The sequence below is a fragment of the Phenylobacterium sp. genome, assembly GCF_031425575.1.
Taxonomy (GTDB): Bacteria; Pseudomonadota; Alphaproteobacteria; order Caulobacterales; family Caulobacteraceae; genus Phenylobacterium.
Genome location: NZ_JANPJP010000344.1, coordinates 1 through 20323, shown reverse-complemented (window position 1 = coordinate 20323; position 20323 = coordinate 1). Strand labels below are relative to the sequence as shown.

Annotated in this window: 18 protein-coding genes; 10 read left to right on the top strand and 8 right to left on the bottom strand. The window is 68.2% G+C overall.

What is annotated here, in order from left to right; translation table 11 throughout:
* The first annotated feature begins 1 nt into the window (after position 1).
* The 5 genes from RMO97_RS18890 to RMO97_RS18870 all read left to right on the top strand — a co-directional run bounded on the left by RMO97_RS18890 (position 2) and on the right by RMO97_RS18870 (position 5071).
* Positions 2–1216, top strand: a complete 1215-nt coding sequence (locus tag RMO97_RS18890) for a cysteine desulfurase (RefSeq protein WP_310542555.1) — start codon at positions 2–4, stop codon at positions 1214–1216.
* 11 nt (positions 1217–1227) lie between these two features.
* Entirely contained in the window at positions 1228–1581 is a 354-nt protein-coding gene (locus RMO97_RS18885; protein WP_310542554.1) for an SUF system Fe-S cluster assembly protein, read from the top strand.
* Positions 1582–1595: 14 nt separating this feature from the next.
* Positions 1596–2000 carry an iron-sulfur cluster assembly accessory protein gene (locus tag RMO97_RS18880; RefSeq protein ID WP_310542553.1) on the top strand — a complete coding sequence of 135 codons (405 nt, stop codon included), beginning with the start codon at positions 1596–1598 and terminating at the stop codon, positions 1998–2000.
* Positions 2001–2147: 147 nt separating this feature from the next.
* Positions 2148–4328, top strand: a complete 2181-nt coding sequence (gene katG, locus RMO97_RS18875) for a catalase/peroxidase HPI (protein ID WP_310542552.1) — start codon at positions 2148–2150, stop codon at positions 4326–4328.
* Positions 4329–4540: 212 nt separating this feature from the next.
* Positions 4541–5071 carry a DUF2087 domain-containing protein gene (locus RMO97_RS18870; RefSeq protein ID WP_310542551.1) on the top strand — a complete coding sequence of 177 codons (531 nt, stop codon included), beginning with the start codon at positions 4541–4543 and terminating at the stop codon, positions 5069–5071.
* Here the strand turns inward: RMO97_RS18870 and RMO97_RS18865 are convergent.
* The 4 genes from RMO97_RS18865 to parE form a co-directional block, all read right to left on the bottom strand.
* Positions 5068–5871: an enoyl-CoA hydratase/isomerase gene (locus RMO97_RS18865; RefSeq protein ID WP_310542550.1), complete on the bottom strand. Its 804-nt coding sequence runs from the start codon at positions 5869–5871 to the stop codon at positions 5068–5070. The genes RMO97_RS18870 and RMO97_RS18865 overlap by 4 nt on opposite strands.
* An 82-nt stretch (positions 5872–5953) precedes the next feature.
* Positions 5954–7009, bottom strand: coding sequence for a GGDEF domain-containing protein (locus RMO97_RS18860; protein ID WP_310542549.1), 1056 nt, complete (start codon positions 7007–7009; stop codon positions 5954–5956).
* Positions 7010–7136: 127 nt separating this feature from the next.
* Positions 7137–8945 carry a DEAD/DEAH box helicase gene (locus RMO97_RS18855; RefSeq protein WP_310542548.1) on the bottom strand — a complete coding sequence of 603 codons (1809 nt, stop codon included), beginning with the start codon at positions 8943–8945 and terminating at the stop codon, positions 7137–7139.
* Positions 8946–9091: 146 nt separating this feature from the next.
* On the bottom strand, positions 9092–11137 hold the full coding sequence (parE, locus tag RMO97_RS18850; protein ID WP_310542547.1) for a DNA topoisomerase IV subunit B: 2046 nt from the start codon (positions 11135–11137) through the stop codon (positions 9092–9094).
* Between the two features lie 102 nt (positions 11138–11239).
* On the opposite strand from parE, the gene RMO97_RS18845 reads away from it, so the two are divergent.
* Positions 11240–12223, top strand: coding sequence for a Gfo/Idh/MocA family oxidoreductase (locus RMO97_RS18845; RefSeq protein WP_310542546.1), 984 nt, complete (start codon positions 11240–11242; stop codon positions 12221–12223).
* On the opposite strand, the gene RMO97_RS18840 is transcribed toward RMO97_RS18845, so the two are convergent.
* The 4 genes from RMO97_RS18840 to RMO97_RS18825 all read right to left on the bottom strand — a co-directional run bounded on the left by RMO97_RS18840 (position 12201) and on the right by RMO97_RS18825 (position 15569).
* Positions 12201–13412 (bottom strand): aminoglycoside phosphotransferase family protein, encoded by a 1212-nt coding sequence (locus RMO97_RS18840; protein WP_310542545.1) that lies wholly within the window; start codon positions 13410–13412, stop codon positions 12201–12203. The genes RMO97_RS18845 and RMO97_RS18840 overlap by 23 nt on opposite strands.
* Positions 13409–13657, bottom strand: a complete 249-nt coding sequence (locus tag RMO97_RS18835) for a DUF3297 family protein (RefSeq protein WP_215340273.1) — start codon at positions 13655–13657, stop codon at positions 13409–13411. Before RMO97_RS18835 ends, RMO97_RS18840 begins: the two co-directional genes overlap by 4 nt.
* A gap of 124 nt (positions 13658–13781) precedes the next feature.
* A complete protein-coding gene (gene glnA, locus RMO97_RS18830; protein ID WP_310542544.1) occupies positions 13782–15191 on the bottom strand; it encodes a type I glutamate--ammonia ligase in 1410 nt (469 codons plus the stop codon).
* Positions 15192–15230: 39 nt separating this feature from the next.
* Positions 15231–15569 (bottom strand): P-II family nitrogen regulator, encoded by a 339-nt coding sequence (locus RMO97_RS18825; protein ID WP_310542543.1) that lies wholly within the window; start codon positions 15567–15569, stop codon positions 15231–15233.
* 233 nt (positions 15570–15802) lie between these two features.
* On the opposite strand from RMO97_RS18825, the gene RMO97_RS18820 reads away from it, so the two are divergent.
* The 4 genes from RMO97_RS18820 to RMO97_RS18805 all read left to right on the top strand — a co-directional run bounded on the left by RMO97_RS18820 (position 15803) and on the right by RMO97_RS18805 (position 20245).
* Complete coding sequence (locus RMO97_RS18820; protein ID WP_310542542.1) at positions 15803–17338, top strand: acetyl-CoA acetyltransferase; 1536 nt, start codon at positions 15803–15805, stop codon at positions 17336–17338.
* A gap of 8 nt (positions 17339–17346) precedes the next feature.
* Positions 17347–17916, top strand: coding sequence for a histidine phosphatase family protein (locus RMO97_RS18815; protein ID WP_310542541.1), 570 nt, complete (start codon positions 17347–17349; stop codon positions 17914–17916).
* Positions 17917–17968: 52 nt separating this feature from the next.
* Complete coding sequence (locus tag RMO97_RS18810; protein WP_310542562.1) at positions 17969–19387, top strand: NAD(P)H-hydrate dehydratase; 1419 nt, start codon at positions 17969–17971, stop codon at positions 19385–19387.
* A gap of 243 nt (positions 19388–19630) precedes the next feature.
* Positions 19631–20245 carry a LysE family translocator gene (locus tag RMO97_RS18805; RefSeq protein ID WP_310542540.1) on the top strand — a complete coding sequence of 205 codons (615 nt, stop codon included), beginning with the start codon at positions 19631–19633 and terminating at the stop codon, positions 20243–20245.
* Positions 20246–20323 lie beyond the last annotated feature (78 nt).

Genomic DNA, 20323 nt, shown 5'->3' with positions numbered 1-20323 from the left:
CATGGCCTTTGATGCTGAAGCGATCCGCGCCGAGTTTCCGATCCTGGCCCGCCAGGTAAACGGCAAGCCCCTCATCTATCTGGACAGCGCGGCCTCGGCCCAGAAGCCACGCGCCGTGATCGACGCCATGGTCCACGCCATGGAGCACTCCTATTCAAACGTCCATCGTGGGCTCCACACGCTGGCCAATGAAACGACGGAAGCCTATGAAAAGGCCCGCCAAAGCGCCGCCGACTTCATCTACGCAGACCTGGCCGAGATCGTCTTCACCAAGGGTGGGACGGAAGCCATCAACCTTGTGGCCTCGGGCCTCGGCGCGAGTCTGAAGGCCGGCGACGAGATCCTGCTCACCGAGATGGAGCACCACGCCAACATCGTGCCGTGGCACTTCCTGCGTGAGCGTCAGGGCGTTGTGCTCAAGTTCATTCCGGTCCTCGACGACGGCCAGCTGGACATGGCCGCCATCCCCGACCTGCTGAGCGCCAAGACCAAGGTCGTGGCCCTGACCCACATGTCCAACGTCCTGGGCACGGTGAACCCGGTCGCTCAGATCATCGCCATGGCGCACGACGCCGGCGCCCTGGTGTTGCTGGACGGTTGCCAGGCCATCGTCCACCAGCCCATCGACGTGAAGGCCCTCGACGTCGATTTCTACGTCTTCTCCGGCCACAAGCTCTATGGCCCCACCGGCATCGGCATCCTCTATGGCAAGGCCGAGCGCCTCGCCGCCCTGCGTCCCTACCAGGGCGGCGGCGAGATGATCGCCTCGGTCGCTCTTGATGAGATCAGATATGCCGACCCGCCGCACCGGTTCGAGGCCGGCACGCCGCCGATCCTGGAGGCCATCGGCCTGGGGGCGGCGATCGACTGGTTCGCCAAACTGGACCGCGCCGCCATCGCCGACCATGAACACAAACTCTATGCCCGCGTCCGCGAAGGCTTGGCCGGCGCCAACTGGCTGAAGGTGATCGGTGAGGCGCCGGGCAAGGGCGCGATCCTGTCCTTCACCATCGATGGCGCGCACGCCCACGACGTGGCCCAGATCCTCGACCGCTACGGTGTCGCGGTCCGGGCCGGGACCCATTGCGCAGAACCCCTGATGCGGCGCTTTGGCGTCACCTCGAGCGCCCGCGCCTCCTTCGCCCTATATAATACGGAAGGGGAGGCCGACGCCTTTGTCGACGCCCTCAACCGTACCCAAGCCTTCTTCGCTTAGAGCCTGACCTCATGGACGACGCCACCCCCGTCTCGACCACGCCGATCAGCCAGCATGAGCTGGACGTGATCACTGACCAGCTGATCGAGCAGCTGAAGACGGTGTTCGATCCGGAAATCCCGGTCGACATCTATGAGCTGGGCCTCATCTACAAGGTCGACGTCTCCGACAACAAGGACGTGGCCATCGACATGACGCTGACGGCTCCGGGCTGTCCGGTGGCCGGCGAAATGCCGGGCTGGGTGGAGGATGCGGTCAGGCAAATCCCCGGCATAGGGCAGGTGAAGGTGGACCTCGTCTTCGACCCGCCGTGGGATCCCTCGCGGATGTCCGACGAGGCGAAACTTTCATTGAACATGTTCTGACCCATATAGATGACATGGCCGACCTCAACCTGACCCCCGCCGCCCCCCGTGTCCGCCGCCCGCGGCCCAAGGTCGTCACCCTGACGGACGCCGCGGCCGAACGCGTGCGTGAGATCATGGGCCGCGCCGAGGTCCCCTATGCGGGCCTGCGCGTCGGTGTGAAGAACGGCGGCTGCGCCGGGTCCGAATACATCATCGAATATGCCGAGGCCGCCGCGCCCCTGGACGAGGTGGTGGAGGACAAGGGCGTCACCATCCTCATCGATCCCAAGGCGGTGCTGTTCCTGATCGGCACCGAGATCGACTACGAGAAGACCAAGCTCTCGGCCAAGTTCACCTTCCGCAACCCCAATCAGACCGACGCCTGCGGCTGCGGCGAGAGCGTGACCATCGAGCCCGGCAAGGTGCTGGACGCCTGACGGCGTGGCTGATTATAGAGCGGCTCTATGGAGGTGATCAGAACAATCGATTTTACCAATCCATCTGAAGAGGGTCTCTAGGCGCATCGCACGTGATCGCCGCGCCGCATCCCGGCCGGCCATCCGACACGCGCCAGGGAGACAGAGATGGACAAGGCCGAAGACAACGCCCAGGGCCAGTGCCCGATGGGCCACGGTGGCAGCCGCCGCACCAACCGCGACTGGTGGCCCCAGAACCTGCGCCTCGAGGGCCTCAACCAGCACTCGCCGCGGTCGAACCCGATGGGCGGGACCTTTGACTACGCCAAGGAATTCGAGAGCCTCGACCTGGACGCGGTGATCGCCGACCTGCGCGCCCTGATGACCGACTCGCAGGAGTGGTGGCCGGCGGACTTCGGCCACTATGGCGGCCTCTTCATCCGCCTTGCCTGGCACAGCGCAGGAACCTATCGCGTCACTGATGGCCGCGGCGGCGCGGGTGGGGGGCAGCAGCGCTTCGCGCCCCTGAACAGCTGGCCGGACAACGCCAACCTCGACAAGGCGCGCCGCCTGCTGTGGCCGATCAAGCAGAAGTACGGCGCCAAGATCTCCTGGGCCGACCTCTACGTCCTGGTGGGCAACGTCGCCCTGGAGTCCATGGGCTTCAAGACCTTCGGTTTCGGCGGCGGCCGGGCCGACACCTGGGAGCCGGAAGAGCTGTTCTGGGGCCCCGAGGGCTCCTGGCTCGGCGACGAGCGCTACAGCGGGGAACGCCAGCTGCACACCGCCCTGGGCGCGGTGCAGATGGGCCTGATCTACGTCAATCCGGAGGGGCCGGGCGGCAACCCCGATCCCGTGGCCTCGGCCCGGGATATCCGCGACACCTTCGCCCGCATGGCCATGGACGACGAGGAGACCGTCGCCCTGATCGCCGGCGGCCACACCTTCGGCAAGACTCACGGCGCGGGCGATCCGTCCCTCCTGGGCCCGGAGCCCGAAGGCGGCGCGATCGAGGATCAGGGCCTTGGCTGGCGCAGCAAGCACGGGACGGGCTTCGGCGCCGACACCATCACCGGCGGGCCGGAAGTCACCTGGAGCCAGACACCGACCCGGTGGAGCAACCACTTCTTCGACAACCTCTTCAAGTTCGAGTGGGAGCTGACCAAGAGCCCGGCGGGCGCGCTGCAATGGCAGGCCAAGAACGCGCCGGCCGATATCCCAGACGCCCATGACCCGGCCAAGCGGCATGTGCCCACCATGCTGACCTCCGATCTCGCCCTGCGGTTCGACCCGGAATACGAGAAGATTTCGCGGCGCTTCCACGCCAATCCGGACCAGTTCGCCGACGCCTTCGCGCGCGCGTGGTTCAAGCTGACCCACCGCGACATGGGCCCGATCGGTCGTTATCTGGGCCCGCTCGTCCCGACCGAGACGCTGATCTGGCAGGACCCGATTCCGGCCGTCGATCATCCGCTGATCGACGCCGCTGACATCGTGGGGTTGAAGACCAAGATCCTCGACTCGGGCCTGTCGGTCTCCCAGCTGGTCTCGGCAGCCTGGGCCTCGGCCTCAACCTTCCGTGGCTCCGACAAGCGGGGCGGCGCCAATGGCGCCCGGGTCCGCCTGGCGCCGCAGAAGGACTGGGAGGTCAACGACCCGGTCAGCCTGGCCCAGGTGCTGTCGACCCTGGAAGCCATCCAGGCTGACTTCCACGCCCAGGCCGTGGGCGGCAAGAAGGTCTCCCTGGCCGACCTGATCGTCCTGGCGGGCGGCGCAGCAGTGGAGAAGGCGTCCGGGGACGCCGGCACGCAGGTGGAGGCGCCCTTCACCCCCGGGCGGATGGACGCGTCAGTCGATCAGACCGACGCCGACTCCTTCGCCCCGCTCGAGCCCACCTCGGACGGCTTCCGCAACTACCGCCGCGGCGAGCAGTTCATGGCGCCTGAGGAAGCCCTGGTGGACCGCGCGCAACTGCTGCGGCTCAGCACGCCGGAGATGACGGTTCTGGTGGGCGGCCTGCGCGTGCTGGGCGCCAATGCGGCTGGGTCCGGGGCCGGCGTCTTCACCAACCGCCCTGGCCAGCTCACGACGGACTTCTTCGTCAATCTGCTGGACATGGGCGTGGAGTGGGAGGCGGCGGGTTCTGACAACGCGTTCCTCGGCCGTGACCGCAGGACCAAGGCGGTAAAGTGGACGGCCACCCGTGTGGACCTGATCTTCGGCTCCCACGCCGAACTGCGGGCCCAGGCGGAGGTCTATGCCTGCTCTGACTCTCAAACCAGGTTCGTCCACGACTTCGTGGCGGCCTGGACCAAGGTCATGAACGCCGACCGCCTCGACCTGCACTGAGGCTCCGGCTTGCGGCGGCGCCTGGACGAGCGCCGCCGCTTGACGCCTCCCGCCCGCGGCTCTATCGCCAGAGCCACGGTCCGCAGTTCACCGAGGCGTCGCCGCCCGCGAGGGTTTGCTAAACCTGCTTGAGACTTCATCGACTGACACATCTCACCGTGCCAGATCGGAAGGGCGATCACCGTTCATCCCCGGCACGCGAGGGATAGATCATGTCGAGAACCGTCATTCCGCTGCAGACGCAGGACGTCTCCAGCTTCGCCAAGGCCCTGCGCGCCCAGCTCCTGGAGCGCACCTCGGCGCCAAGCCACGTCGAACTTCTGAACATGCTGGCCAGGTCGGCCGGCCGCCGCAACTTCCAGGACCTGAGGGCGCTGGCCGACCAGGCCCCATCGGACGAGCTTGAGCCGAAGGAGGTCGCCGACCTCGCCGCCGTGGAGCGGGTCGCCCGCTGCTTCGGCCCAGAGGGTCGCCTGACACGCTGGCCGGCCAGGCGCGGCGACCAGATCCTGGCCCTGTGGGTCTTGTGGTCAAGGCTGCCCGCGCGTGAAGAGTTCACCGAGAAACAGATCAGCGACCGGCTGAGGGCCCTGCACGACTTCGGTGACCACGCCCTCCTGCGCCGCGACCTCGTCGGCCTGGACCTGTTCTCCCGCACCGCCGACTGCCGCGCCTATCGCCGCATCGAACAGGCGCCGCCGGTGACGGCCGCGGTGCTGATCAGCCGGGTCCGAACCCCCTAGCGGCCGGTGAAGGCTGCCGGGCGCTTCTGCAGGAAGGCCAGCACGCCCTCGCGCGAATCCTCCGTCCGGCCGGCGTGCTTCTGGGCGACGCGCTCGGCGTGCAGCTGGTCGGACCACTCGGCGTCGAGGCTTTCCCAGACCAGTTTGCGGATGGAGCCCAGCGCCCAGGGGCCGGTGGCCAGGGCCGTGGCGAGCTCCATGGCCGTGGCCAGCAGGGCCTCGTCGGGGACGCAGCGGTTGATGAGGCCCCAGTCGAGGGCGGTCTTGGCCGGCAGGCGCTCCCCCAGCAGGGCCATCTCCATGGCGCGCGCCTTGCCGATCAGGCGCGGCAGCAGGTAGGTCGAGCCGCCGTCCGGGACCAGGCCAATACGGCGGAAGGCCTGCAGGAAGTACGCGCTCTCCGCGGCCACGATGATGTCGCCCATCAGGGCCAGCGAGCAGCCCACCCCGGCGGCCACGCCGTTCACCGCCGTGACAATGGGGACCGGATAGTCCCGCAACCCCTTCATGAAGGGGTTGTAGACGTTCTCCAGGGCCGCCCCGGCGTCGGGGCCCTCAGGATCGGGGGCCGGCGCCTGCGGGCCGCCACGCCCTGAAAGGTTGGCGCCGGAACAGAACCCGCGTCCCTCGCCGGTGAGCACCACGCAGCGGACCCCTGAACCCTCCTTGGCGAAGGCGTCGAAGACCTGCTGCAACTCGTCCATCAGGTCGAGGCCGGCGGCGTTCAGGGTCGCGGGATCGGCCATGGTGATCAGGCCGATACCGTCCTGCACGGACGTCTTGAGCTTCGTATAGGCCATGGTTTCCTCCCGGTCGGCGTTGCGCGCGATCTAAGGGAGGATACCCCGGCGTCAGCCTAGGGGAAAAGCGCCGTCGGTCGGCCTAGGCGGCGGCGGCGATCGTCTCGGCCCGGCTCACCCGGTTGCGGCCGCCGCGCTTGGAGGCGTAGAGGGCCCCGTCGGCGCGTTCCATGAAGTTGTGGGCGCTCTCGCCCGGCAGGCGTTCGGCGAGGCCTGCCGAGACGGTGATGGTGCCCAGGTCCTCGTTGGTGGACCGGCGCTTCAGCATTCGCGACGACACCTCTTCGCGAATCTCTTCCAGGGTGGCGATGGCGAGTTCGCCGCCTTCGCGCGGGAAGATCAGGGCGAACTCCTCGCCGCCGTAGCGGGCCGCGAAACGGGGCGGGGCCCCGCGGCCGCCGATGACGCTGGCCACATAGCGGATGACCTGGTCGCCAGTCTGGTGACCCCAGGTGTCGTTGAAGTTCTTGAAGTGGTCGATGTCGATCACGGCGAGCGCCAGGGTCTCACCCTTGGCGTCGGCCTCGGCGCAGGCGCGCTCTAGTTCTTCATCAAAGGCCTTGCGGTTGGCAAGGTTGGTCAGGCCGTCGGTGGTGGCGTCGCGGCGCACCTGCTCCAGGTGTTCGCGCAGGCGGGCGACCTCGGCGGTCGAATCGCTGAGGCGCTTCTCCAGCGACTTGTTTTCCTTCTGGACGCGCTTGGTGGCGATGGCGAGGGTGTCGATCATCGACTTAACCTCGGTGGCGTCGTCGCGTTCGCTCAGGCTCTTGGACGCGGTGGCCAGGGTCTGGCCGTAGGCGACGCTCGACTTCTGGGCGGTCTCGATCGCCTGGGAGACGCTGGCCAGTTCCTTGGTCAGGGCGTCCCCGGCGTCACGGATTTGCTCGTTGAGGCGGGCCTTGGGCAGGTACACCGCCGCCAGCTCGTCGCTCAGAGTGTCGGTGAAGGCCGCACCGGTGGAGATGATGCGGGTGATTTCCCGGGCCAGGTCGCCGTCAGGGTCGCCGACGCAGTGAGTCCAGAGCTCGAAATTGACCGCGGTCGGCCAGATCTGGTGCTGTTCCATCGCCGACAGGGCCTTGCGGGCCAAGATATAGGCGTCCGGCCCACGCAGCTTGACTTCGATCCCAGCGCTCATGGCGGTCATCCCCGATCTTCGGCCCGCGCACGCCCCCCGGCGCTGCGATCCAAGCTTAGGGGTGGACTATATTCGACATAGCCAAACGAGCGGTTAAAACGCCGCTGTTATTCGAAGCTTGTGTCGCCTAGTCGTCACTCGGTGGGCGGGTGGGCGCGACCTTCAGGAAGGCCGGCATGTCGTTTCCGAAGCCCACTACCCGGTCGCCATCGTCACGGTCCTCGCGGCGCGGGCGGTCCCGTTCGCGGGACGGCCGGGCCTCGGAGGAAGCCGAGGCGCGCGGGCGGTCCTCACGTTCGCGGCGGGGACGCTCGGTGCGTTCCGGCGCGGCTTCGGCGCGCGGCGCGCGGTCGGGGCGATCGGCGCGGGCGGGCCGCTCACTGCGCTCGCCCCGCGGCTCACCTTGCGGCCGGGCTTCACGCTCCGGACGGACCGGTCGTGCTTCACGCTCGGGGCGGGGTTCGCGCTCGGGCCGGGCGTCGACCGGTTGGGCCTCAGCCTCCGCAGGCGCGGCTTCGGCGTCAAGATTGGCGCGGCCACGATTGCGGCCCCGGGCGCGGGGCGCGCGTTCAGCCTTGGCTTCCTCGGTCGCGGCGACGGGTGCGGGCTTGGGGGCGCGCACCGCGTCCGGATCGGCGACGAAGGGTTCGAGGGAGGCGACCTCGCCGTGCGGAGCCCGAGGACGCTCGCGTTCACGATCGCGGTCACTGCGGCCCGACGAGCGTTCGCCGCCCCGGCCGCGATCCCGGCCGCCGCTGCGGCTGTCGCTGCGCTTCTCGTCCTTGATGGCGGCGAAATCGACGCCCTCCAGCACGATCTCTTCCGGGGCCTTGCCGATCAGCTTCAGCACCTTGTCGATGTTCTTCGCATCGGCCGGCGTGACGATCATATAGGTCTTGCCGAGCTTGCCAGCCCGGCCGGTGCGGCCGATCCGGTGCACATAGTCGTCGGCATGGTGCGGCACGTCGTAGTTGAAGACGTGGCTGACGTCCGGCACGTCCAGGCCGCGCGCGGCGACGTCGGAGGCGCAGAGCAGTTTCAGCTCGCCCTTGCGGAAAGCTTCCAGGGTGCGCATGCGGGTCGCCTGGTCAAGGTCGCCATGGATCGGCGCGGCGTCGAAGCCGTGCGTCTTCAGGGACTTGGCGACGATATCGACCTCGGACTTGCGGTTGCAGAAGACGATGCCGTTGCGCACGTCGTCGGCGCCGATCAGCATGCGCAGGGCGGTGCGCTTGGCCTTGGCGTCGGCGGTCGGCAGGCGGACCACGTACTGGGTGATCGTGTCGGCGGTGGTGGCCGGGCGGGTCGCCTCGATCCGCACGGGATCATTGAGGAACTGCTTGGTCAGCCGGGTGATTTCCGGCGGCATGGTGGCCGAGAAAAACAGGGTCTGCTTCTTGGCCGGGGTCAGCTTGAAAATGCGCTCGATGTCGGGGATGAAGCCCATGTCGAGCATGCGGTCGGCCTCGTCGACCACCAGAATCTGCACCCCGGTCATCAGCAACTTGCCGCGCTCGAAATGGTCCAGCAGGCGGCCCGGCGTGGCGATCAGGACGTCGACGCCCCGGTCCAGCTTGGCTTCCTGGTCGCCGAAGGAGACGCCGCCGATCAGCAGGGCCCAGGAAAGCTTCTGCTTCTGGCCCTTGGCGTATTTCTCGAAGGACAGCGAAACCTGGTCAGCCAGTTCGCGGGTGGGGGCGATGACGAGGGCGCGCGGCATGCGCGCCTTGGACCGGCCGGCGGCCAGTCGATCGATCATCGGAAGGGTGAAGGCGGCGGTCTTGCCCGTGCCGGTCTGGGCGATCCCCAGGACGTCGCGGCCTTGCAGGGCGACGGGGATGGCCTCGGCCTGGATCGGCGTGGCGGTGGTGTAGCCGGTGTCGGCCACGGCCTGGAGCGTAGCGGGCGATAGGCCCAGTTCAGAAAATTCGGTCATCAGTTGCAATGTGGGCGGGAACGCGCCCGAAAAGGAGGCATGCGAAACCCGGGCGGCGCGGACGGCGATCGTTGCGCGCGGCGGAAGATAGGGGCTACCGCCTTCAAGTCAACGCGTTACGCGACGTACGGTTCAGCTAAGCGCCTCTAGGTCCAGTCCAGATCGGCGGCGGCGAACTCGGCGTTCTCCTGGATGAAGCGGAAGCGCAGCTCCGGCTTGCGGCCCATCAGCGCCTCCACCAGGTCCTCCACGGCCTCCTCGGAGCGGGGCAGGGTGACGCGCGCCAGGATCCGCTTCTTGGGATCCATAGTGGTCTCCTTCAGCTGGGCCGGCATCATCTCGCCCAGGCCCTTAAAGCGGCCGATCTCGGGCTTCTTGCCCTTGAACTCGGTGGCCAGCAGCTCCTCGCGGTGGGCGTCGTCGCGGGCGTAGATGGTCTTGCCGCCATGGCTCATGCGGTAGAGCGGGGGCAGGGCGAGGTACAGCCTGCCCGACCGGATCATGTCGGGCATGGTGCGATAGAAGAAGGTGATCAGCAGGCTGGCGATGTGGGCGCCGTCAACGTCGGCGTCGGTCATGATGACCACGCGCTCGTAGCGCAGGTCCTCTTCCTTGAACCGCGAGCCGGCCTGGACGCCGAGCGCCAGCATCAGGTCCGACAGCTCCTTGTTGGCCCCCATCTTGTCCAAGGTGGCCGAGGCGACGTTCAGGATCTTGCCGCGCAGGGGCAGGATGGCCTGGGTGCGGCGGTCGCGGGCCTGCTTGGCCGAGCCGCCGGCGCTGTCGCCCTCGACCAGGAAGATCTCGGCGCCGACGATGGCGTTGGCGGAGCAGTCGGCCAGCTTGCCCGGCAGCCGCAGCTTGCGGGTGGCCGAGGCCCGCGCCACGTCCTTGTCGCGCCGGCGCTTCAGCCGTTCCTCGGCCCGCTCAACCACGAACTCCAGCAAGGCGCTGGCGGCCTTCGGCTGGGCGGTCAGCCAGTGGTCGAAGGGATCGCGCAGGGCGTTTTCCACCAGGCGCTGGGCGTCGGTGGAGGACAGGCGCTCCTTGGTCTGGCCTTGGAATTCAGGGTTGGAGACAAAGACGCTGACCATGGCGCCGGCCTGGGAGACCACGTCGTCGGCGGTGATGATCCCGCCACGCTTCTCCCCGGTCAGCTCGGCATAGGCCTTCAGGCCACGGGTCAGGGCCGCGCGCAGGCCCGCCTCGTGGGTGCCGCCCTCCGGGGTGGGCACGGTGTTGCAGTAGGATTGCATGAAGCTGTCGGCCTCACCAAAGCCGGCCGGGGTCCAGGTGACGGCCCACTCGACCTTGCCGGCCTCGCCCTTGCGCTCATAGCGTCCGGCGAAGGGCTCGGGGGTGACGGTCTCAATGCCCTTGACCCGCTCGGCGAGGAAATCGGCCAGGCCGTTGGGGAAGCGGAACGTCGCCTCGGCCGGGGTCTGGTCCTGGATTCGCGACGGGTCGCATTTCCAGCGGATTTCGACCCCGGCGAACAGGTAGGCCTTGGACCTCGCCATGCGGTAGAGGCGCGCGGGCTTGAACGCCACGCCGTCGCCGAAGATCACCGGGTCCGGCGCGAAGCTGATGGAGGTGCCGTGTTTCTTGGTGGCGCCCAGCTTCTCGATGCCGCCGATGGCCTTGCCGCGGGTGAAGGCCTGGCGCCACTCGAACCCGTCCTTGAAGGCTGTGACCTCGACGCGCTCGGACAGGGCGTTGACCACCGAGATGCCGACGCCGTGCAGGCCCCCGGAGGTCTCATAAGCCTTGCCGGAGAATTTCCCGCCCGAGTGCAGGACGGTCATGATCACTTCCAGGGCCGACTTGCCCGGATGCTTGGGGTGCGGGTCTACGGGAATGCCGCGGCCGTCGTCCTTCACCGTCAGCGTGCCGTCGGCGTCGAGGATCACCTCGATGATCTTGGCGTGGCCGGCGACGGCCTCGTCCATGGAGTTGTCCAGCACCTCGGCGAACAGATGGTGCAGGGCGCGCTCGTCAGTGCCGCCGATGTACATGCCGGGGCGCTTGCGGACGGGCTCCAGACCCTCGAGCACCTCGATGTCCTTGGCCGAATAGCCGCCGGTGATCGCCGGATCGGGGCGCGGCTCATGGCTCTGCGCCAACGGCGCGGCCGGGGCGGGATTGAGCGCGTCGTCGAAGAGGGAAGCCTGGGGAACGGGCTTAGTGGACATGGTCGGAAACTGGATCGATTCGATGGGGCCTCGGTATGAATCGCCCCAACGGCTAAAGCAATGGACGCGCCGCGTTGACGCACCAAGCCTGGGGACAAGCTGATGACGAGCCAACAGGCGCCCTTGCGCATCGGCGTCCTCGGCGCGGCCAAGATCGCGCCCACCGCCATGATCCTGCCGGCCAAGGCGACGGGGGTCGCCACCGTGGTGGCCATCGCCGCCCGAGATCCGGCCCGGGCGCGCGCCTTCGCCGAGTTGCACGGCGTTCCTGAGGTGTCGGAGACCTATGAGGACCTGATCGCCCGGCCCGACATCGACGCGGTCTACAATGCGCTCACGCCCTCGCGGCACGCCGACCTGTCGATCGCCGCCCTTCAGGCCGGCAAGCATGTGCTGTGCGAGAAGCCCCTCGCGATGAACGCCGGAGAGGCCCGCGCCATGGTGGCGGCGGCGCAGGCGAGCGGCCGGGTGCTGATGGAGGCCTTCCACTACCGCTACCACCCGCTGTTCGCCCGGGTGCTGGAGATCATCGACTCGGGCGAGCTCGGAGAGGTGCGCGACCTCGCCGCTGTATTCCAGACCAAGCTGGTCGATGACGGAACCGAGATCCGCTACGAGCGCGACCTGGGCGGCGGCTCGCTAATGGATATCGGAACCTACCCCTTGCACTGGGCGCGAACGGCGGCCGGGGCGGAGCCGACCGTGGTGCGCGCCAGCGGCGTCTTCGGGCGTGGCGGGGTGGATCATTCGACCCAAGCCGAACTGCTGTTCCCTAATGGCGCCACCGCCAGGATCAGCGGCTCGATGGTGGAGGAGACGCCGATAGCCAGCCTGGAGGTCACCGGGACGCTGGGCTCCCTGAAGGCGATCAATCCGCTGGCTCCGCAGATGGGCCACCTGTTGGAGGTGAGGCTAGCCGGGGCCGAACCCCGCCGCGAAACCTTCAGCCGTGAGCCGACCTATGACTTCCAGCTCCGCGCCTTCGTCGACGCCGTGCGCGGCGGCCCCGCGCCCCTGACGTCCGGCAAGGACTCCATCGCCCAGATGGGGCTGCTCGACGCCGTCAGCGCGGCGAGTCGCCTCTAGGTTCGGCCCGCACCAGGGCCGCCGTCCGGCTCAGCCAGTCCACCGGATCGGCGGCGTGATAGGGGTGCTCAGCGGGTTCGATCTTGTCGAGGAAGCCGCGATAGATCACCGCCTGCCGGGCCGCTGCGATGGGGGCCAGCAGAGTCAGGGCCCGGGCCGGGTCAGACCCAGGGACGGCCTCCCGCCAGTGGGCGAGCCAGACGGCCCGCACGGCCTCAAGCGCCTCGGTCGGGACCGCATCAAGGAAGGCCGAAGAGTCCAGGAGGGGATGACCCACCCCGCTGTCGCCCCAGTCCATCAACGCCAGATTCTCCCCGTCGCCCCGCAGGTTGCCGGGGTGGAAGTCGCCGTGCACCAGGGTGTCGGGCAGGCCGCAGGCCGCCAGGTCCGCGAAACGGCGCGGCAGGTCGGCGACGAAGGCGGTGAGCGCCCCGCGGTTCTTGGTGGAGAGCTCAGGCGCCGTGCGTTCGAACACGTCGGTGATGGCGGCGGTCAGGGCCGGGCCGCGCCAGTCGGGCAGGCCGAGGGTGAACAGGTCGGCCTCGCGGCCGATCCACTTGGCCTGGATGCCCACCAGCAGGTCCACCATGGCGAAAAGCTGATCTGTCTCAGCCTCGAACAGGTCCGCGCCGGGCAGTTCGGCCATCAGGAAGCGGCCGTCCCCGCGGCCCAGCAGGGTCGGGACCGCCTCGCCCGCCAGGGCTTCGATCAGGGGCGCCTCGTGGGCGAAGAAGGGCGGGATGGCCTTCAGCCAGATCGTCTGGCCCTGCACAGGGATGGCCCAGAGGCTGGACAGGTTCCAGGTCCGCACCTGGCGCGGCGGACCGGCAGGCGTCATCCCCTTCTCGGCGAGGATGGAGTTGGCCCAAGCGAGGGCCGCCGCTGGGCCGCCGAGCTTGGCGTAGCTGTTGCGCAGGGGCTGGTCGTCCAGGTCACCGTCCCACGGCTCGGCGGCTGCGACCGGCTCGGAGACTTCAGCGAGATAGGTGACCTTCACCGACTTCGGATTGGGTGCGATCTCCAGCACCCGCAGGACGACCACCTCGAACCCGTGGGCCTCGCGCACGGCCGCGATCACCGGGGCGACGTCCTGCCACCACGGCGTTGCGATGGGCAGGGCGGGGAGGGCGCCGAGCAGGGCGCCGTCCGGGGTGACGAGGACGACGCGCGCGAAGCGGGGCGGCTTCACGCCTCGGGGGTGTCGCGGAAATAGGGCTCCACCGGACCCTGCAGCTTGACCGTCATGGCGTTGCCCTTGCGGTCGACCGTGGCGCCGACCGATAGGCGCACCCAGCCCTCGCTGACGCAGTACTCATCGACATTGGTCTTCTCGACGCCCTTGAAGCGCACGCCGACGCCGCGCTCGAGGCAGGCGGCGTCGTAATAGGGGCTGTTGGGGCTGATCGCGAGGCGGTCGGGCGGCGTGTCGGACATGTCTGGGCCTTGAGGAGCGGTCGGGCTTTGCGCCCTTGGCCGGGTGATAGCCGCATCGCGGACAAAGCAAAAGGGCCGGAGATCGCTCTCCGGCCCTTCGCTCAGGTTCAGCGCGGAGCGCTGACTAGCACTTGTAGTACATCTCGAACTCGACCGGGTGCGGGTGGAGGGCCAGGCGCATGACCTCTTCCATCTTCAGCTCGATATAGGCGTCGATGAACTCGTCGGTCATCACGCCGCCGGCCTTCAGGAAGCCGCGGTCCTTGTCGAGGTTTTCCAGGGCTTCCTTCAGGGAGCCGCAGACCTCCGGGACCTTCTTCTGCTCACGCGGCGGCAGGTCGTAGAGGTTCTTGTCCTGCGGCGCGCCCGGGTCGATATGGTTCACGATGCCGTCGATGCCGGCCATCAGCAGGGCGGTGAAGGTCAGGTAGGGGTTGCCCATGGGGTCGGGGAAGCGGGCTTCCAGACGCTTGCCCTTGGGGCTGTCCACGTGCGGGATGCGGATCGAGGCCGAGCGGTTGCGGGCCGAATAGGCCAGCTTCACCGGGGCTTCGTAGCCGGGCACCAGACGCTTGTAGCTGTTGGTGGTGGAGTTGGAGAAGGCGTTGATGGCCTTGGCGTGCTTGATGATGCCGCCGATATACCAGAGGCACATCTGGCTCAGGCCAGCGTACTTGTCGCCGGCGAACAGCGGCTTGCCGTCGCCCCAGATCGACTGGTGCACGTGCATGCCCGAGCCGTTGTCGCCGTACATCGGCTTGGCCATGAAGGTGGCCGTCTTGCCGTAGGCCGCCGCCACGTTGTGGATGACGTACTTATAGAGCTGCAGACGGTCGGCCATGACGATCATGGTGTCGAACTTCAGGCCGAGTTCGTGCTGAGCCGGGGCCACCTCGTGGTGGTGCTTTTCCGGCTTCATGCCGAGCTCGCCCATCACCGCCAGCATTTCACCGCGCAGGTCCTGAGCCGAGTCGATCGGGTTCACCGGGAAGTAGCCGCCCTTCGGACCGGGACGGTGACCCATGTTGCCTTCGGCGTATTCCTTGGCCGAGTTGCCGGGCAGTTCGATGGAGTCATAGGAATAGCCGGTGTTGTTCGGCTGCACCGACCACTTCACGTCGTCGAAGATGAAGAACTCGGCTTCCGGGCCGAAGAACACGGTGTCGCCGATGCCCGAGGCCTTCACGAAGTTCAGGGCCGCCTTGGCGATCGAGCGCGGGTCGCGGTCATAGGGGGTGCCGGTGTCGGGGTTCACGACATCGCAGAACAGGCACAGCGTCGTCTGCTGGTAGAAGGGGTCGATATAGGCGCTGTCCAGGTCCGGACGCAGCTTCATGTCGCTTTCGTTGATGGCCTTCCAGCCGGCGATCGACGAGCCGTCGAACATGGTGCCGTCGTTGAGGAAGTCATCGTCGATCAGGTCGATGTCGAAGGTGACGTGTTGCATCTTCCCGCGGATGTCGGTGAAGCGCACGTCGACGTATTTCACGTCTTTCTCTTTGATTTCGTTCAGAATGTCCTTGGCGGTCGCCATAGTCGTATCCCCTTGCAGATATCTCGATAGGCTAAAGTCTTAGACGGCGGCGGCCCCGGTTTCCCCGGTGCGGATCCGCAGCACGTCGATGATGTCGGAAACAAAGATCTTGCCGTCGCCAATGCGGCCGGTGCGCGCCGCGCCGATGATCGCTTCCAGCACGCGCTCAAGCTGATCGTCGGCGATGACCACCTCGATCTTGATCTTGGGCAGGAAGTCCACGACGTACTCGGCGCCGCGATAGAGCTCGGTCTGGCCCTTCTGGCGACCATAGCCCTTGGCTTCCATCACGGTCATGCCCTGTACGCCGAGTTCCTGAAGGGCTTCCTTCACCTCGTCGAGCTTGAACGGCTTGATGATCGCTTCGATTTTCTTCATGGCCCGACTTGGTACTCAAACAGCGCCGCCCCAGCGGTTGCCGGCTACGAGCACGCTCCGGCGCGGGGCGACAAGGGGGCGCCCGCCGAGGTTTGCGCGGTGGCGGATGGGAATCCGCGAATGTCTATTTTCTCAGCAGAGGCTGCGCAAGAAATAACCACTGCCGGAATCGCCTTTGTCCGCCGGCTTCCGGCGCCTAGGATCGCGCGCAAGTTCGGGCGGAGGCGTGTGACATGGACGACAGGACCCCAGTTCTCATCGGAGCGGGCCAATTCACCTATCGCGGTGAGGCGGGCGCTTCGCCGTCCCCGACCCAGTTGCTGAAGATTGCGGCGGAACGCGCCGCAGCCGACGCCGGCCTGGGCGCGCAGGCCCTGGCGGCGATCGACGGCCTGGCGGTGGTGGGGTTCACCATCGACGCCCCCGGGGGCGGCCGGCTGGTGCCGCACGCCACCAATCCGCCGGCGACGCTGGCCGGGCGTATCGGGGCTGATCCGCGCTGGGCGGTCTATTCCCACATGGGCGGCAACAGCCCGCAGCAGCTGATCAATGTGGCCTGCGAGCGGATCGCCCGCGGCGACAACGACCTGACCCTGGTGGTGGGCTGCGAGTTCCTGGGCTCGGCCACCAAGCGCCTGACCAAGGGCCTCGGCTTCGACGACTGGGACGACGCCGAGGAGCTGCCGGCCCCGGAACGCATCGGCGACCCGCGCCCCGGCTCGACGCCCTACGAGAACCGGCATGGCCTGGGCCGGCCGATCAATGTCTACCCGCTGTTCGAGAACGCCCTGCGCGGCCGCGACGGCCGCTCGATCCCCGACCACCAGAAGCAGATGGGCGACCTGTTCGCGCCCTTCACCGAGGTGGCCGCCAAGAACCCCGAGGCCTGGTTCCCGGTGGCGCGCTCCTCGGAGGAGCTCATCACGGTGACTGAGCGCAACCGGATGGTGGGCTTCCCCTACACCAAGTACCTCAACGCCATCATGGAGGTCGACCAGTCGGCCGGCGTCCTGGTCTGCAGCCTGAAGAAGGCCCGCGAGCTGGGCGTGGCCGAGGAGAAGCTGGTCTACCTGCACGGCTGCGCCGACGCCTATGATCTGTGGTTCCCCATCGATCGCCAGAACTACCACTCCAGCCCCGCCATGCGCCTGACCGGCCAGAGGGCCCTGGCGATGGCCGGAGTGTCCCTGGACGAGATCGGCCACATCGACCTCTATTCCTGCTTCCCGGTCGCCGTGGAGATCGGCGCGGAGGAACTGGGCCTGAAGCTAGACGACCCGCGCGGCCTGACCGTGACCGGCGGGCTGCCCTATATGGGCGGGCCCGGGAACAACTACGCCATGCACTCCATCGCCGTGATGATGCAGCGTCTGCGGGACAATCCCGGCGACTGGGGCCTGGTGACCGCCAACGGCTGGTTCCTCACCAAGCAGTCCACCGGCGTCTATTCCACCCGTCCGCCGGCCAAGGCCTTCGACCGCCAGGACCCGAAGGTGATCCAGGATCAGATCGACGCCCTGCCGCACCCGACTGTCATCGAACAGCCGCAAGGCGCCGCCACTATTGAGACGTACACGGTGGTTCACGGCCGGGAGGGCTACATGCTGGGCATCGTGGTGGGGCGGGATTCCGAGGGCCGCCGCTTCGTCGCCCAGACCCCCAGCGACGAGACCACCCTGCGCGACCTCGAATCGCGCGAAGGGGTGGGGCGTACGGGAACGGTCGGTCAGACCGAAGACGGCCAGAAGAACATCTTCATTCCAGACTGAGATTTCCCATGTCGCGACTTTACCTGATCCGCCACGGCAAGCCCGCCGCCGTCTGGGGCGAGGCCGATGACGATCCGGGCCTGGACGACGCCGGCCGGGCGCAGGCCGAGGCCGCCCGCGACGTGCTGCTGGCCCTGCCGGAGGCTGAGCGCCCCACCAAGGTGGTCAGCTCGCCCCTGCGCCGCTGCCGGGAAACCGCCATGCCGACCGCGGAAGCCCTGGGCGTGGAGATCGAGATCGACCCCTTCGTGGGCGAGATCCCCACGCCGAAGGGCCTGACCGCCGAGCAGCGGCCGCCGTGGCTGCGCGAGGTCTTCCAGGGGCTCTGGAAGGACGTGAAGGGCGAGCTGGATTACGACGCCTGGCGGCAGGACGTCGCCGGCTCGCTCAATGCGCGGGCAGGCACGGCCGTCTTCAGCCACTATGTGGCGATCAACGCGGTGATGTCACAGCTCGCGGGCGATGAGCGCGTTCTGGTCTTCCGTCCCGACCACGCCTCGATCAGCGTGCTGGAGACCGACGGCGAGACCCTCCGCCTGGTGGAGCAGGGGCGAGAAGCCTCCACCGGCGTCCTTTAGAGTTCAAAGTCCAGGAGTAAGCGCCGTGCGGCCGATCCTCACCGTAGCTGAGATGGCGGCCGCCGACGCCGCGGCGATCGCGGCCGGGACCACCGGCCAGGCGCTGATGGCCCGCGCCGGTCTGGCCGTGGCCGACGCCATCTGCGAGCGCCATGCGCCCCGGCCCACCGCCGTACTCTGTGGCCCGGGCAACAATGGGGGTGACGGCTATGTCGTCGCCCGCATCCTGGCCGAGCGAGGCTGGAACGTCTGGGTCGAGCGCCTGGCGCCGCCGGCCAGCGCAGACGCCAAGGCCGCCGCGGCGCTATGGACCGGCGAGACCTTCGAAATCGGCGAGGCGCCGCGCGAGGCGGACCTCTACGTCGACGCCCTGTTCGGCGCCGGCCTCAGCAAGCCGCTCGACGGGGAGGCCGCGCGCCTGGCTCGGATGTGCGAACGCATCCCCGACCGCGTCGTCGCCATCGACCTGCCCAGCGGCCTGGCCGGCGACACCGGCCAGGTGGTCGGTGACGTCGCCTTCTGCGCCGCCCTGACCGTGACCTTCCACGCCAAGAAGCCGGCCCATGTGCTGGAGCCGGGCGCCAGCCGCTGCGGCGACATTGTCGTGGCCGACATCGGGCTGGTGACGGAGGGCGCGATCCTCCTGGAGAACACTCCGGAACTCTGGCTTTCGCGCTTCCCCTGGCCGGACGCGGGCGCGCACAAGCATGCCCGGGGCCGGCTGGTGGTGGTGAGCGGCGAGGCCTGGAACACCGGCGCCGCCCGCCTCGCGGCCCGTGCCGGTCTGCGGATGGGGGCAGGGCTGGTGACCCTGCTGTCGCCCACCGAGGCGCTCGCGGTCAACGCGGCCCACCTGGAAGCTGTCATGTTGCGCGGCTTCGACACCGAGGTGGAGTTGGAGCAGCTGGCCGCCGATGTGGACGCCGCCATCATCGGCCCTGCGGCCGGGGTGAATGAGACGACCCTGCTCAACGTCCTGGCGCTCGCACGCACCGGCGCGGCCCTGGTGATCGACGCCGACGCCATCACCGTGTTCCGCGACGACCCCGAGGAGCTGTTCTCGGTGCTGGACGTCGACGACGTCCTGACCCCCCATCCCGGGGAGTTCGAGCGGCTGTTCCCCGGGTTCCTGAAGGACGCGCCCGAGCGGATCGCCGCGGCCCGCCGCGCGGCCAAGAAGGCCGACGCCATCGTCCTGCTCAAGGGCCCCGACACCGTCATCGCGGCCCCGGACGGCCGCACCGCGGTCAACACCAACGGATCGTCCTGGCTGGCCACCGCTGGCTCCGGCGATGTGCTGGCGGGTTTCATCGGGGCTCTGATCGCCCAGGGCATGGAGAGCTTCGAGGCGGCCTGCGCCGCGGCCTGGATCCACGCCGACGCCGCCGACCTGCACGGCCCGGGACTGATTTCCGAGGACCTGCCCGGCCTGGCGCCCGCCGTCCTACGCCGTCTCTACGACCTGCGCTAGCCCCCGTGGCCAAGCTTGGTGACCCGTGCTACGAGGCCGGCGTTCTCTAGGAATCCCCGCACGTGACCCGCTCCTGCGCACCCCTCGCAATCATCGCCCAGGCCTTCATGGCCTGCCGCGTAGCTGTGCCCGAGGGGGGTGCGATCTAGCTTCGACCGATCCAAACCCCTCCCGACGCGGCGAGGGGTTCTTCAGGTTTCGAGCGCCCCTTATCCGTCGTCTGGCTACTCCGAAGGAAAGCCGATGACGTCGCTTACTCCGCACCTGCTGCTGGCGCTGGCCCTGTTCGCCTTCGTCAACTCGATCACGCCAGGCCCCAACAACACTATGTTGATGGCGTCTGGGGCCAACTTCGGCTTCCGAGCAACCCTGCCGCACCTCGGCGGCGTGGCGATCGGCTTTGGGGTGATGGTGCTGGCGGTGGGGCTGGGCCTCGGCGGCCTGTTCGTGGCCTTCCCCTGGCTGCACGACGTGCTGGCGGTGGCGGGCGGCCTCTACATGGTCTGGTTGGCGTGGAAGATCGCCACCTCCAAGGGCATGGCAGGCGGCCAGGCCAGTGGCCGGCCCCAGACCTTCTGGCAGGCCGCGGCTTTCCAGTGGGTCAATCCCAAGGCCTGGGCCATGGCCATAGGCGCCATCACCGCCTACGCCCCGGCGGAGAATTACAATCTCAATGTCCTGCTGGTGGCCCTGGTGTTCATGGCGGTGAACGGCCCTTGCGTGGCCGTCTGGACCAGCTTCGGCGTTGGCCTACGCCGGTTCCTGGACCGCCCGGCCGTGCTGAAGGCCTTCAATGTGACCATGGCCTTGCTGCTGCTGGCGTCCCTCATCCCGCTGGCTATGGAGGTGGCAGGCTAGAGCAGGCGGCCGGCGGCGGCCATGGCGCGGGCCTGCGTCGCGCGCCATTCGTCGGCGTAGTCGCACGCCTCATAGCCG